Annotated in this window: 8 protein-coding genes; 4 read left to right on the top strand and 4 right to left on the bottom strand. The window is 70.5% G+C overall.

The features are described from left to right. Nucleotides 1–219 precede the first annotated feature (219 nt). The 4 genes from MKK84_RS34155 to MKK84_RS34140 all read right to left on the bottom strand — a co-directional run bounded on the left by MKK84_RS34155 (nucleotide 220) and on the right by MKK84_RS34140 (nucleotide 10868). On the bottom strand, nucleotides 220–5127 hold the full coding sequence (locus MKK84_RS34155) for a malto-oligosyltrehalose synthase (RefSeq protein WP_243927449.1): 4908 nt from the start codon (nucleotides 5125–5127) through the stop codon (nucleotides 220–222). A gap of 11 nt (nucleotides 5128–5138) precedes the next feature. After that, complete coding sequence (gene treZ / locus MKK84_RS34150) at nucleotides 5139–6944, bottom strand: malto-oligosyltrehalose trehalohydrolase (RefSeq protein ID WP_243927289.1); 1806 nt, start codon at nucleotides 6942–6944, stop codon at nucleotides 5139–5141. Nucleotides 6945–7167: 223 nt separating this feature from the next. Further along, complete coding sequence (glgX, locus tag MKK84_RS34145) at nucleotides 7168–9276, bottom strand: glycogen debranching protein GlgX (protein ID WP_243927287.1); 2109 nt, start codon at nucleotides 9274–9276, stop codon at nucleotides 7168–7170. A gap of 167 nt (nucleotides 9277–9443) precedes the next feature. Continuing rightward, complete coding sequence (locus MKK84_RS34140) at nucleotides 9444–10868, bottom strand: trehalose-6-phosphate synthase (RefSeq protein WP_243927285.1); 1425 nt, start codon at nucleotides 10866–10868, stop codon at nucleotides 9444–9446. Nucleotides 10869–11339: 471 nt separating this feature from the next. Here MKK84_RS34140 and MKK84_RS34135 point away from each other — a divergent pair, with 471 nt between their 5' ends. The 4 genes from MKK84_RS34135 (at nucleotide 11340) to MKK84_RS34120 (ending at nucleotide 13721) form a co-directional block, all read left to right on the top strand. Next, nucleotides 11340–11873 carry a hypothetical protein gene (locus MKK84_RS34135; protein ID WP_243927283.1) on the top strand — a complete coding sequence of 178 codons (534 nt, stop codon included), beginning with the start codon at nucleotides 11340–11342 and terminating at the stop codon, nucleotides 11871–11873. Between the two features lie 4 nt (nucleotides 11874–11877). After that, entirely contained in the window at nucleotides 11878–12300 is a 423-nt protein-coding gene (locus MKK84_RS34130; RefSeq protein ID WP_243927280.1) for a phage holin family protein, read from the top strand. A gap of 5 nt (nucleotides 12301–12305) precedes the next feature. Then, the gene (locus MKK84_RS34125) at nucleotides 12306–12677 is read left to right on the top strand and encodes a DUF3618 domain-containing protein (protein ID WP_243927278.1); all 372 of its coding nucleotides are present in this window, start codon (nucleotides 12306–12308) and stop codon (nucleotides 12675–12677) included. A gap of 228 nt (nucleotides 12678–12905) precedes the next feature. Next, nucleotides 12906–13721, top strand: a complete 816-nt coding sequence (locus MKK84_RS34120; RefSeq protein ID WP_243927276.1) for a hypothetical protein — start codon at nucleotides 12906–12908, stop codon at nucleotides 13719–13721. The last annotated feature ends 110 nt before the right edge of the window (nucleotides 13722–13831 follow it).

Here is a 13831-nt window from a genome sequence, read left to right as displayed (position 1 = left end):
TTTCCCCTCCCCCCTATGCGGGGGAGGGTGGCCCCTGCGTCAGCAGGGGTCGGGCCGGGACGAAGTCCCGCATGGGGGGGGACCCGGCTTCCAGAAGAGGCGCCGACCGGCATGAAGGCCAAAGCCCTTTTCCGCACCGTCGCTCCCCTCTCCCGACCCCTGCGGGGGCCACCCTCCCCCGCACAGGGGGGCGGGAGAGAAGCGGGTCTGTCGCTTCCCTCACGGATCCCGCCGCAGCACCGCAAAGGGCAGATCCCGCAGAAGCGTACCGAGATCGGCCCCCTCCCCGTCACTCTCAACGATCCGCCCGGTGACGAGATCCCGCCAGCGGGTCCCGGCCCCGAGATCGACCCGGGTGCCGGCAAAGGCCTCGCCCGACCAGCCCGCCTCGCCCACAAATCCCGCGACCAGCCGCGGCACCGCCACGAACAGGTCGCCGCCCTCCTGGCCGGGATCGGTCCGCCGGTAGGCAACGACATGGTCGGCCCGCGCCCCCGTGGCGTCGACAGGCTCGTAGGCGGCGATCGCGTAGAAATCCGGGCGCTCGGCCCGCTCGGCCAGCAACCGCGTCAGCGTCGCCTGCTTGATCCGCCCATCCGGCCAATGCGCCAGCAGCGCCGCCGGTTCGCCGCCCTGTTCGAGCATCCGTTCCAGGGCGGGGTAATCCACCGGGCGCCGGTTGTCGGGATCGACGAAGGAGAAATCCCAGATCTCCGTGCCCTGGTAGGTGTCGGGCAGGCCCGGCAGGGTGCATTTCAGGACCGTGCGGCCGAGGCTCGCCAGCATGCCGAGATGGGCGAGCCGCCGGGCGAAGGGCCGGAGCTCCCGCAGGAAGTCCGAGCCCGGTGCGATCAACGCCGTGAACAGCTTCTTGACCGCGCCCTCGTAGACCTCGTCGACGTTGACCCAGCTCGACCGGCGCTTGCCCTCGCGCATGGCCTTCTCGCCGTAGGCGATCAGCCGGTTGCGGAAATCCTCGATCGCCGTGGGCTCGTCCTGCTCCAGCAGTTCCAGCGGCCACGCACCCAGAATCGCCTGGAAGAACATCCACTGGTCGTTGGCGTCGGGCGCGGGCTCACCATCGATCCGGGCGAGGTGCGGCCCGGCCGTCCGCTGCCACAGGTCCCAGGCCTTGGCCCATTCCTCCGGGATCTCCGACAGCGCGAGCAGCCGGGTCCGGGCATCCTCGCCGCGCTTGGTGTCGTGGGTCGCCGTGGTGATCATGGCGCTCGGCCAGTCCCGGGCGCGGGCGATCTGCAGGTCGTGGAAATGATCGGCGTCGATCCCGTACTCGCCCGGATCGCCGCCGACCTCGTTGAGGCCCAGCAAGCAGGCGTAACGGTAGAACAGCGTGTCCTCCAGGCTCTTGGCCATGACCGGGCCGGTGAGCTGCTGGAACCGGCGGCGGAAGCGCAGGACCACCCGCGGATCCGGCCGGCCCGGCCCCGTGGTCTCGATCCGCCCGAGCAGGACCTCGGCGGCGAAATCGTGGACCGAGCGGTCCGGCAGGCTCGACCAGCGCTTGGCCTTGGCGACCGCGCCCTCGATCAGGCGGACATCCTCGGGCTCGACCTCGCCCTCCTCCAATTCCGACGGCAGGTAGCTCCGGTAGGTCGGGAAGCGCGCGATGATCTCGATCAGCGCCCGGCGGAGCGCATTGACGGTGAAGTCGCGGGTGCGCCGGTCGGCATCGGCGGCCTCCTTGAGGTCGGAGGTCAGCACCTCCAACTCGCTGGCGAAGCTGATCTCGAGGATCTCGGCCTTGGCGGCGCGGAGCTGGAACCCGTAGGGCTCGTCGAAGCCCGTGGCCCAGGTGTAGAGCCGCTCGACCTTCCCGCGCTTTCCCTTGTCGACCAGGATGCCGTCGAGCTGGTTGAGCACGTCGTAGCCCGTCGTCCCGGCCACCGGCCAGGGTCGCAGCCGCTCCCCCGGCTCCAGGATTTTTTCGACCACCACGTAGAAGCCCGGCCCGACCGCCGCCTGAAGCGCCCGCGCATAGCCCAGCGGGTCGGCGAGCCCGTCGATGTGATCGATGCGCAAGCCGTCGATCCTGCCCTCGCGGACGTGCCGGAACACGGTCTCGTGCGAGCGGTGGAAGATGTCGGACAGCTCGACCCGCAGGCCGGCCAGGGAGTTCACGTCGAAGAAGCGGCGGTAGTTGATGTCGCTCGACGCCACCCGCCAATGGGCGAGCCGGTAGGCCTGCGCCTCCAGCAGACGGTGCAGCGGCCCGAAGCTGTCGGGGCGGCCCTTGAAGCCGTTGAGCAGCGCGAGCGTGCTGGCCGTGGCCTCCTGGATCAGTGGCGAGACGCCGTGGATCTCGGCGAGCCGGCGCTTCAGCCCCTCGGCCTCCTCGGGGAAGCTTTTGCGGCGGGTCTCGTCGGTGTCGATCGACATGGCGCGCAGCCGCTCGGAGATGGCGAGCAGCTCTGCGGTGGTGTCGTCGTCCACCGCCCCGATGGCGGCGATCACCCGGTTGAGGATGGTCGGGTAGCTGAGCGGCCGAATCGGGAGCTGGTGCTCGTAGTGCCAGACGCTGAAGGCGCCCTTCTCGGGGTCGAACTTCAGCTCCAGCGTGCCCTGCTCCAGGGCCTCGCCGTAGCGCTCGCCCAGGAACGGGATCACGAGGTTGCGCCCGGCCCCGAGCCGCTGCCAATCGATGTCGAACGCATCGGCGAAGGGCGACAGGGAGCCCCATTCCAGGACCGAGAGCCACCACGGATTGTCGGACCCGCCGACGCCCATGTGGTTCGGGACGATGTCGAGGAGGAGCTTGATCCCGTGGGCGTGGAGCGTCTCGGAGAGCTGGATGAAGCCCTCCTCGCCGCCGAGTTCCGGGTTGATCGCGCCGTGATCGACGATGTCGTAGCCGTGTGTCGAGCCGGGCCGGGCCTTCTGGAGCGGCGAGGCGTAGACGTGGCTGATCCCGAGCCGGTGCAGGTAAGGGACGATCCGACCGGCATCCGCGAAGGTGAAGGCCTTGTGGAACTGCAGCCGGTAGGTCGAGCGCGGCGGCGGCACCGCGAGCCGCGCGGCCCCCGAGCGCGGGCCTCGCGCCTCGGACGACAGGGCGGCTGCGAGCTTGGCCAACGGGCCGCCGGGGGCGGCGATCGCCGCGAGGTCCCGGTCGAGCTTGCGCCGCCAGTTCGGGTAGCCCTCGGTCGAGCCCGGCACGTTGGCCTGGGCGAGTTCCGAGACCACGTCCTCGTACTGGACGGCGGTGAGCATCGAGGGCGCGCGGGCGAGGTAGCGCGCCGCGGCCTCGAAGGGCGCGGCATCCGGCGGCTCGGCGGAGGGGAGCAGCTGCTCGCCCGCCAGCGCCTCGGTCAGGCGGCGACGCTCGATCACGCGCTCGGCCCGCTCGGCCTCGGCCCGGTCCTGATCGTAGAGGCCGAGCGACTGGCGGGTGTCGGTATCGACCCCGCGCCACCAGCCCACGAAGGTCGGCAGATCGTGGGTGGTGATGGCGGTGAGCGCGTCGCGCGGATAGGCCGAGGGCGCCTTGAACCGGCCGTCGGCCTCGCGCTCGAAGGCGAGGATCCGGTAGCTCAGCACCCCGGCCCGCATCAGCGCGTCGGAAAAACCTTCGGGCGCGGTGCCGAGGTCTTCCGCGATGACGAGGCACTTGTTGCGGTGGCTCTCCAGCCGCAGCACCGCCAGCATCGGCTCGAACGGCATCGCCACGTAGGCGCCGGCCTGGGCGCCCGCGCCGAGCGGGATCAGGAACAGGCGGGCGAGCTGGAAGGCGTGGTCGATCCGGATCGCGCCGGCATGGCGCATGTTGGCCTGGACCAGGGCGCGGAAGGCCGCGAGTCCGTCGCGCTCCATCGTCAGCGGGTCGAAGGCCGGCAGGCCCCAGTTCTGGCCCTTCGGTGCCAGCAGGTCCGGCGGCGCACCGATCGAGACCTTGTCGGCGAAGCGCTCGGGATGGGACCAGATCTCGGACCCGCCCCGGTCGGCGCCGACCGCGAGGTCGCGGTAGAGTCCGACCCGCATGCCCGAGCCGAGGGCCGCCGCCGAGGCCTCTTCGAGCTGCCGGTCGGCGAGGTGTTGCAGCCACGCGTGGTAGCCGACGAGTTCCGCGTTCTCCGCCGCGAAGGCCGTCACGGCCTCCGTGCCGGCCCGGCGATACGCCTCCGGCCAGTCGCCCAGCCAGTGCGCCCCCTGCCCCCGGAAATGCTCCGACAGGGCCTCGAAGATCGCGTGCGATTCCAGATCCGCGCCGCCCTCCTGGCGGAAGCGCTCGAACTCCGCGTCTGTCCCGGCCCGGGCCGGCGAATCCGCCCAGAGGGCCCGGAGCACGGGGTCGAGCACGTCGTGCACGCCCTGATGATCGACAAGCGCCGCCTCGCGCAAAGCCGTGATGGCATCTTCCCGCTTGGCGAGCAGCGCCTCGGCCCGGGATCCGGCGAGCCCCGGCAGGCTGCGCGGGGCGATGAACAGGGTCTCGAGGAACAGGCGTGAAGAGGGCGAGTAGGGCGAGATCTTGGTCCGGTCGGAGCCGAACAGGGCATGGACCGGGCTGAGCCCCAGGAACGCCGCCCCGCGCAAGGCGGCCTCGCGGGCGGCCTCGCCGGCATCCGCGTAGGTGCCGATGCCGATATTGGTGGCCGAGCGCAGGCCGTAGAGCTGCGCGGCCAGACCCCAGTCGGAGGCCCCCTCCTCCGTGTAGGGCCGCGGGCGCCAGCAACGCTGCGGCGCGGCGATCACCCAGGCTTCGGTGCGGCTCTGCCCGGCCTGCACGGTGAGGCGGTGATAGCCCGGGGTCAGCGGCGGCAGCTCGAAGCCGGGCTCCGCCCCTTGCGGATTCGCCCGGCCCTCGCGCGCCGTGCCGCGTTCATCCACGAGGCGCCAGACCAGGGTGTGGGGCGCACCGCTTTGGAGCCGCACCGGCACCCGGGCCGCCCGGCGGGCCTCCACGGGCAGGAGCGGCGGGATCAGGCCGCGGCGCAGGCGCTCGACCTGCTCCAGGCTCCCGGCGATCGCCGCCTCGTCCTCCACCGCGAAGCCCAGCGCCGCCAGCAGGCCCCGGCGCACCTCCAGGGAGGTCTCGACCGGCTTGCCGAAGGCATCGGTATAGCCCGCGGCCACGCCGACGAGATCGGCCAGCTGTTCCAAGGCACTCACGTTCAAGGCGCTCACGAGTGGGACTCCGTCAGGAACACGCCCGCCCAGGAGGGCAGGTCGCGTCCGGCCCCGTCCGGGGCGTTGGTCCAGACCACTTGGGCGCCGCCCGGATCCAGCGCGAAGGGGGTGTCGCCGACATTGGCGACGAACCGCAGGGTGCCGGCGCCGAAGCGCCACGTGCAATCGACCACGTCGGCCCGCGGCAGGCTGGCGGCGGCACCCGCGTAGCCGGACTTGGCGAGCGGCACGACCACGTCGCGGCGCAGGCCCAGGAGTCGCGTGGTCTCCGCCAGCACCTCGCGGTGCGGCGAGCGCTCCCGCTCGGACCAGTCGAGCTTCGAGGCCTCGAAGGTCTCGCGCTCGGTGGGATCCGGTATCTTCGAGGTATCGTCGGCGAACGCCGCGAAGCTCTTGAACTCCCGGCGGCGGCCGTCGCGCACCGCCGTGTTCAGCTCTTCGTCCGGCGCAAAGTCGACGAAGAACAGGAACGGCGCCGAGGCCGACCATTCCTCGCCCATCCAGAGCATCGGGATCTGCGGCGCCAGCAGGAGGCCGGCCCGGGCGAGATCGAGCTTCTTCGGGTCGGCCAGATGGTTGAGCCGCTCGCCGAGCGCCCGGTTGCCGACCTGGTCGTGGTTCTGGAGGAAGGTCACGAAGGCCGAGGGCGGCAGATGCCCGGAGGATTCGCCCCGCGGGTGGTTGTCGAGCGTCGGGAAGGGCTCGCCCTGATAGGCAAAGCCCTCCGCGAGGCAGCGCGCGAGATGGGCGACGGGTTTGTCGGCAAAGCTTTTATAGTAGCCGGCATCCTCGCCGGTGAGCAGGACGTGCCAGCAATGGTGCAGGTCGTCGGCCCATTGGGCGTCGTGCATCTTGGGGCGCCCGGCGGCGTCGCGCTCCAGCCACCGGGCCTGGTTGGCCTCGTTCTCCAGCATCAGGTGGATCTGGCGGTCCGGGAAGGTCTTGCGGACCGTCTCGCCGAGCTCGGCCAGGAAGTGGCGGGGCGAATCGTCGAGGATCGCGTGGACGGCGTCGAAGCGCAGGCCGTCGAAGCGGTATTCCTCCAGCCAGTACAGGGCGTTCTGGATGAAGTACTGCCGCACCGTGGCGCCGCTCTCCTTGCCGTCGAAGTTGATGCCCGCGCCCCACGGCGTCTGGTGGCGTTCGGTGAAGAAGGTCTTGGCGTAGGCGTGGAGGTAGTTCCCGGCCGGGCCGAAGTGGTTGTAGACCGCGTCGAGATAGACCATCAGGCCGAGCCCATGGGCGGTGTCGATCAGCCGCTTGAGGTCGTCCGGCCGGCCATAGGCGCCGTCGGGGGCGTAGGGCTGGACGCCGTCGTAGCCCCAGTTGCGCGAGCCCTTGAAGTCGGCGAGCGGCAGCAGCTCAATGGCGGTGACGCCGAGCGCCTTGAGGTCGGGCAGCCGGGCCTGCAGGCCGGCATAGGTGCCCTCCGGCGTCGCGGTGCCGACATGGCACTCGTAGATCACCGCCTCCTCGAACGGCCGCCCGGCCCAGGCCTCGTCCGACCATTCGAAGGCACGCGGGTCGATCACCTCGCTGAGGCCCGAAACGTCGTCCGGCTGGAACCGAGAGGCGGGATCGGGCGCCACGAGGTCGCCGTCGATGCGGAAGCCGTAGCGGGCGCCGGGCTTCACGCCGGGCAGGGCGGTGCGCCGCCAGCCGCCGCCGGATTCGGGCAGCGGGTGGTCGACGCCGTCGACGACGAGGTCGACGCTCTGCGCGGTGGGGGCCCAGAGGGCGAAGCGGACGCCGCCCCCGACCATCTCGGCCCCGAATTCCATGTTGTGGGCGCGCCGCATCGGGCCACATTCCTCGTCGTTGGCCGCACGCGCCGGGGCAAGCGCGGCAGGCTCACCTGTCGTGGGAGAAGGCCCCGGGCTCGATCCGGTTCCCGCAGCGCAGCTATGGCGGGCGTGGGGTGTGGCAATGGGGGAACGGGGGCCCGCACGTCTGCCTCCCCCGCAGAGGGGGGAGGGAGAGCTGTGGGGCCGTCACCGATCCTTTTCTCGCGTGATACAGGCCCTATGGCCCCGGCACCCACCCGGCATCCGCCCTCGGGGCGGTGAGAACCAGAGCCGTCCGCCCGGCCAGCGGCACCGCGGCGCCCGCCGCGTAAGGCGCGGCATCCGGCGAAAGTGCCCCCTCGGCCTCGCCCGTGTCGAACACGGGCCGCCATGGGCCGCCGATCACCGGGGCGAGGTGGAAGGTCAGAGTCCCCTCCCCGGCGTTGAACAGCACCAGCAGGCGCTCGCCCGGTGCGCCGTCATTGCCGATCTGCATCCCGAACGCCTGGAGTCCGTCGTCGGACCAGTGGCGGTCGCCCATCTCGGTGCCTTCGGCGCTGAGCCAATGCACGTCGCGCAGGGGCGCATCCGGATGGATCAGCGCGCCGGTGAAGAAGCGCCGTCGTCGCAGCGCCGGTTGAGCCCGTCGCAAGGCCAGCAGATTGGCGACGAAGCCCGTGAGTGCAGGGTCCGGATCGACGCTCCAGTCCATCCAGCTCGTTGGATTGTCCTGGGCATAGGCGTTGTTGTTGCCGCCCTGGCTGCGCGACCGCTCGTCGCCCATCAGCAGCATCGGCACGCCCTGGGCCAGCATCACGGTGGCCAGCATGTTGCGCTTCTGGCGGGTGCGAACCGCCAGGATGGCGGCATCGTCGGTGTCGCCCTCGACGCCGTAATTCCGGCTGACGTTGTGGCCGTGGCCGTCGCGGTTGTCCTCGCCGTTGGCTTCGTTGTGCTTCGCCTCGTACGCCACCGTGTCGGCCAGCGTGAAGCCGTCGTGGCTGGCGATGAAGTTGACGCTGGCGAGCGGCGAGCGGCGGGAGGGCGCGAACACCTCGCGCGAGCCGGTCAGCCCCTGCGTGACCTTGGCGAGCGTGCCGGAATCGCCCTTCCAGAACCCGCGGGTCGCGTCGCGGAACTTGTCGTTCCATTCGCTCCAGCCGCGCGGGTAGCTGCCGAGCTGATAGCCCCCCTCCCCGATGTCCCAGGGCTCGGCCACCATCTTGACCCGGGCGAGCACCGGATCCTGCGCCACCGCCTGGAAGAAGGCAGCCTGCGGGGTGAAGGCGAGCGGCGAACGCCCGAGGCTCGAAGCCAGGTCGAACCGGAAGCCCGCGATCCCGTAGGCGGTCACCCAGTGACGCAGGGAATCCAGCACCAGCTGCATCACCCGCGGGTGGCTCACATCGAAGGTGTTGCCGCAGCCGGTGCAGTCGAAGTTGCGGTGCCGGTCGGCGGGGTCGAGCTTGTAGTAGCTGGCATTGTCGATGCCGCGGAACGCCAAGGTCGGGCCGGTGTGGTCGCCCTCCGCGGTGTGGTTGTAGACCACGTCGAGCCAGGTCTCGATCCCGGCGGCGTTGAGTTCCCGGATCGCCGCCTTGAGGCTGCCGAGGCCGCCCTCCCCCAGGTAACGCGGGTCGGGGGCGAAGTAGCTCAGCGGCTGATACCCCCAGAAGTTGACGAGGCCCTTGTCCACCAGGAAGCGGTCATCCGCGAAGGCCTGGATCGGCAGGAGTTCCAGGGCGGTCACGCCGAGCTTCACGAGGTGCTCGATGATCGCCGGATGGGCCAAGGCCGCGTAGGTGCCGCGCTCGGATTCGGGGATCGCGGGATGGGTGCGGGTCAGCGCCTTGACGTGCGCCTCGTACACCACCGTGTCGGCGAGCGGCCGGCGCACCGGATCGAGGGCGAGGTCGGGCACCTCGGGGGCAGTGACCACGCAGCGCGGCATGTAGACCGCGCTGTCGCGCCGGTCGATCCGATCCTCGCGCCCACCGCGCCGGTGCCCGTAGAGCGCGTCGTGCCAGCGGATCTTCCCGCGGATTTCCCGCGCATAGGGGTCAAGCACCAGCTTTGAGGGGTTGAACCGGTGGCCGTTCGCCGGATCCCAGGGGCCATGCACCCGGTAGCCGTAGAGCTGGCCCGGCAGCACCCCGCGCAGGTAGCCGTGCCAGACGTCGTCGGTCCGGCAGGGCAGCCGCACCGTGCGGGTCTCGTGCCGCTCACCGGGCTCGAACAGGCAGATATCGACCGCGGTGGCGTGCTCGGAGAACAGGGCAAAATTGACCCCGCGCCCGTCGAAATGCGCGCCGAGCGGCGCCGGCACCCCGTCATCGACGGCGATCATGGGCGAGGTCCAGATATGAACGTGAGATCGGAGAGTTGCCGCGCAACATCATGGTTTCAAAAGGTCTTCGACCTTTTGTGGGTGCAGGGCGAAGCCCGAAGGCCCAAGGCTCCGCCCCGAGACCCCGCCAAAGGGATGATCCCTTTGGAAACCCGCGACATCGCTGGTTATTCGGCAGCAGCGGCTGCCGCGGATGGCGGCTCGCGCTCGATCGTGCGGAAATTCTCAAGTTCCGCCAGGAAGTTGCGCGCCCACCAATCGACATCCTCGCGGGTCATGCGCTCGACCATCGGCTTCCAGCGCGCCACCCGTTCGGCCTTCGGCATGTAAAGCGCCGCGCGGATCGCCTCCGCCACCTCGAACTTGTCGTAGGGGTTGATCAGCAGCGCCTCGGGCAGCTGCCGGGCGGCGCCGGCGAATTTCGACAGGACCAGAACGCCCGGATCGTCCTCGGCTTGAGCGACCACGTATTCCTTGGCGACGAGGTTCATGCCGTCGCGCATCGGCGTGACGATGCCGACCCGGGCCGCCCGGTAGAGACCGGCCAGCACCGGGCGCGGATAGGCCTTGGTGATGTACTGGATCGGCGTCCAGGCCGGGTCGCCGAGCGAGCCGTTGATCTCGCCGACCTTCTCGTTCACGTCCCGGGCGAGCTGCTCGTATTCCGGCACTTCGCTGCGGGATTTCGGCGTGATCTGGATGTAGGTGACGTTGCCGCGCTGGTCGGGATTCGAGGCGAAGAAGCTCTCCACCGCCTCCATCCGCTCGGACACGCCCTTGGAATAATCCAGCCGGTCGACGCCGATCAGCAGCTTGCGGGTGCGCAGGCCGGCGATGGTCTCGCGCACGACCTTGTTGGCGCTGGCCTTCTCGGCCGCCTCCTTGAAGCCGGCGACATCGATGCCGATCGGGAAGGCGCGGATCCGGGTGCGCCGCCCGTCGACCATCAGCGAGCCGCCGCCCAGGGGAATCGCCCGCTGGGTATCGATCAGGTTGCGCTGCAGGTTCTGAACGTCCGCCTCGGTCTGCAGGCCGATCAGGTCGTAATCCACGATGGCGCGCAGCAATTCGCCGCTGGCCGGCAGCGAGTTGAACACATCGGCGGCGGGCCAGGGGATGTGGTGGAAGTAGCCGATCGGGTTGTCGAGCCCGAGGCCGCGCAGCTCGGAGGCGAGCGGCAGCAGGTGGTAATCGTGCACCCAGATGATGTCGTCGGGCTCGACCAGCTTGGCCAGCGCCCGGGCGAAGGTGCGGTTCACGCGGCTGTAGCCGGCGTAATCCGAGCGCGAGAAGGCCCCGAGCCCCAGCCGGTAATGCATGATCGGCCACAGCGCCCGGTTCGCGAAGCCGGCATAATATTCGAGGTGGTCCTGGGGCGAGAGATCGACCACCGCGTACTGGACGCGGCCCCGGTCGATCAGGGTCGGCTCCTCGGACGGCTCGTCCGTGATGGTGCCGCTCCAGCCGAACCACAGCCCCTCATAGGCCGTGAAAGCCTCCTTGACGGCGACCGCCAGGCCGCCTGCCGCGACCGCCTTGCCGCCCTCCTCCGGGACGGCGACGCGGTTCGATACGATCACAAGGCGTGCCACGCGGGTCGGCTCCGGATCAGGGGCGCGGGTCGGGTCGAGGGTCTCGCCACGCCTGCATCGGGACATCAATTATATGCCAGAACGCGCGGGAACCCTGCGCGATCCTTTGTTGGTCTTGAGGCAACCCAAGCGTGAAGCCGGGCGCGGGTCAAGTCGAGGCCGTTCCGTTCCGGGACAGGGTGGCCGCTCCGTCCAGGCATCGCGCGGCGCCCCGTCCGAGCCGGCGCGGAGCGAGCGAAGGCCGTTGTCGAAGCGTGGCGGTTCTGACAGACCTTGGCTGAACGTGGACTGACCGCTGTGCCGAGTCGCGAAGGCCGGGGATCTATTCGGGCCGGGGATCTGTTCGGCTCGGATGGGGTTCGCTGCACGCGGCACCGGAACCGGTCACAGCTGAGTCGGTTACTCAGCCATCGCGGGGGCCGCAGTCGCCGCAAGCGGCGCCGACCCCGCGGCGCGAGGAGTGTTTTCGAGATGGCCGGCAACGAGTTACCGCAGGACGCCCTTGGAGGCCCGCTTCACGGGGCGGCGCATGAGGCGCCCCACGAGCCGCCCCATGCGGGGGCGGATGAGCGCGCCCAGTGGCGCGCCCTGCAGGGCGATGTCGAGGGGCTGGCCGACGTGGCGGCCGAGCGCGGACGCGGTCTGATCGACGCGGCGCGTCTCCAGGCGCAGAGCTACGTCGAGCAGCGCAAGAGCGATGCGGCGCAGTCGGTCCACGATCTCGCGCAGACGATCCGCAATTCAGGCCGCGATCTCGGCGACAAGCCGAACGTGCGCGCCTTCTTCGACAGCGCCGCCGACGGGCTGGAGCAGCTCGGCTCCTCGATCGAGCGCCGCAGCCTCGGCGATTTCTACAGCGAGGCCGAGTCCATCGCCCGCCGGGCACCGGTGGCGGTGGCGGTCGGCACCTTCGTGGCCGGCCTGATCGCGGCCCGCTTCATCAAGTCGTCGAGCCTGCCGCCGGAGGCGCCGGACGGCGACGCCCGCGACAGCTTCCGGGCCTGACGCCATGGCCCAGGGGACTGATCCGCGCCAGAACGGCGCCACCGGTGCTTCGAGCATCCAGAGCCTGATCGGAGACGCGCTGCGGGAGACGAACGAACTCGCCCGCAAGGAAATCGCCCTGTTCCGGGCCGAGATGGCGGGCAACATCCGCCAGCTCGTCGTCGGTCTCGCCTGCATGGTCGGCTCGGCGGTGTTCGCCGTGGTTGCCCTGCTGATCCTGATCGGCGCCCTGGTGAAATGGCTCGCCACGATCGTCGGGTCGGAATGGCTCTCGGCCCTGATCGTTGGCGGCGTGCTGCTGGTGATCGCCCTCGGGATGGCCCTGTGGGCGCGCAGCGTCCTTTCCCTCTCCACCCTGGCCCCGAAGCGCACCACGCGTCAGGTCCGCCAGGATGCCCAGGCCCTGTCGGAGCGCGTGTCCGGATGAGTTCGATGAACGACCTCGAGAAGGAGATCGAGGAGAGCCGCGCCCGGCTCGACGACACGATCGACCGCATTCAGGGGCGGCTCTCGGTGCCGAACCTTGTGGACGAGATGCTGGGCAATGCCCGGCGTGTCCCGGCCCTGAACACCACCTACGACTCGGCCCTGGAGGCGGTGCGCCGCAATCCCGTGCCGGTGCTGCTGATCGCGGCGGGCGTTGGGCTGCTGTTCAGCCGCATGGCGAAGGACGCGGGGCGTCGCCGCACCGAGGTCGCAGCCACACGCGTACCGACCCTGAACACCGGCGCGGCGCGCGGCTACGATCCCGATCTCCCGACCGTGCGCCCGGCGCGGGATCCCTTGGACAAGACCGAAATCTGACAACCGGCGTGAGCCGGACGCGAACGCACGCGAGCGCTTTCCGCCGAAGCGAGCGCTTTCCGCCGAAGCGAACATGGGTTCGGCGGAGAGCGCGTCACAACTAGAGCGTAGAGCCGCGCACGATTGCAATGCGATCGAGCATGGTTTTGAGGCCGGCCGGCAGGCCGGAGGGAACGGCGCCGCCCGATCAAGGCCGCGCAGCCGAGACGGATATCCGAGGACACCGCCATGACCGACAAGCCCGGTACCCCCACCACGCCGTCCCGCACCCCCGAGCAGATCGCCGCCGAGGCGGGTATGCCGCACGGGTCCGGCACCGGCCTGCGCCCCGATCCGGCCGGCCTCGGCGATCCGGGTGCGCCCGGCACGGCGGCGGGCGATTTCACCCTGCGGCCCGACCCGCGCGGCCTGCACGATCCGCTGCCGCACGGCTCCGCGCCGCTCTCGTCGGGCGGAACATCCGGCGTCGGTTCGCGCGCATCCGATCCGGCCTCCGCCGTGAAGGAGGGCGCCCGGGCTGTGGGCGACCGGGCGGCCGATCTCGCCGGACAGGCCAGCCAGACCGTTTCGAGCTTTGCCGACGACATCAGCAACCGCCTGGGCGGCGCGGCCGATCAGGCCCGCGATCGTGCCTCCGCGGCCTATGACGACGTCCGCGAGCGCGCCGAGGGGGTTCATCGCCGCAACCTGCGGGCGCTCGACGATCTGACCAGCCAGGGGATCGACGGCCTCCACCGGGGCCGCAATGCGGTCGAGCGTTTCGTGGACGACAACCCGCTCCTCGTCGGGGTGGTGGGCGTCGCCGCCGGCCTGTTGCTCGGCGCCCTGCTGCCGCGCACCCGTCAGGAGGACCGCAACATCGGTCCCTGGGCCGACGAGGTCCGAGACCAGGGCCTGCGCTACGCCCGCGAGGTGACCAATATCGGCCGGGAGTTCGTCCAGACGGCCCTCGACCCGGACAACCTCAACGCCGTCGCCCGCAAGGTGGTGGATCCCGACGACCGCACGCCGCCCGAGGGCGAGCGGAAAGAGCATAATCTTTGATTTGAGGCCGGCTCGCCCTTCGGGTTGCCGACACCGTCATCCCGTGTGGAGCGAAGTGGCCCGGGGTTGCGCGACGTCAGAAGACGCTGCGCTACTTTGGGCCGCTTCGC

Source organism: Methylobacterium sp. E-065 (assembly GCF_022829605.1).
Lineage (GTDB): Bacteria > Pseudomonadota > Alphaproteobacteria > Rhizobiales > Beijerinckiaceae > Methylobacterium.
This window is presented reverse-complemented; position numbering and strand designations above follow the sequence as displayed.

Excerpts from the sequence above, each read along its gene's own strand:
- MKK84_RS34135 (WP_243927283.1), top strand. The coding sequence starts at position 11,340 with ATGGCCGGCAACGAGTTACCGCAGGACGCCCTTGGAGGCCCGCTTCAC.
- glgX (WP_243927287.1), bottom strand. The coding sequence starts at position 9,276 with ATGATCGCCGTCGATGACGGGGTGCCGGCGCCGCTCGGCGCGCATTTC.
- treZ (WP_243927289.1), bottom strand. The coding sequence starts at position 6,944 with ATGCGGCGCGCCCACAACATGGAATTCGGGGCCGAGATGGTCGGGGGC.
- MKK84_RS34125 (WP_243927278.1), top strand. The coding sequence starts at position 12,306 with ATGAACGACCTCGAGAAGGAGATCGAGGAGAGCCGCGCCCGGCTCGAC.
- MKK84_RS34120 (WP_243927276.1), top strand. The coding sequence starts at position 12,906 with ATGACCGACAAGCCCGGTACCCCCACCACGCCGTCCCGCACCCCCGAG.
- MKK84_RS34130 (WP_243927280.1), top strand. The coding sequence starts at position 11,878 with ATGGCCCAGGGGACTGATCCGCGCCAGAACGGCGCCACCGGTGCTTCG.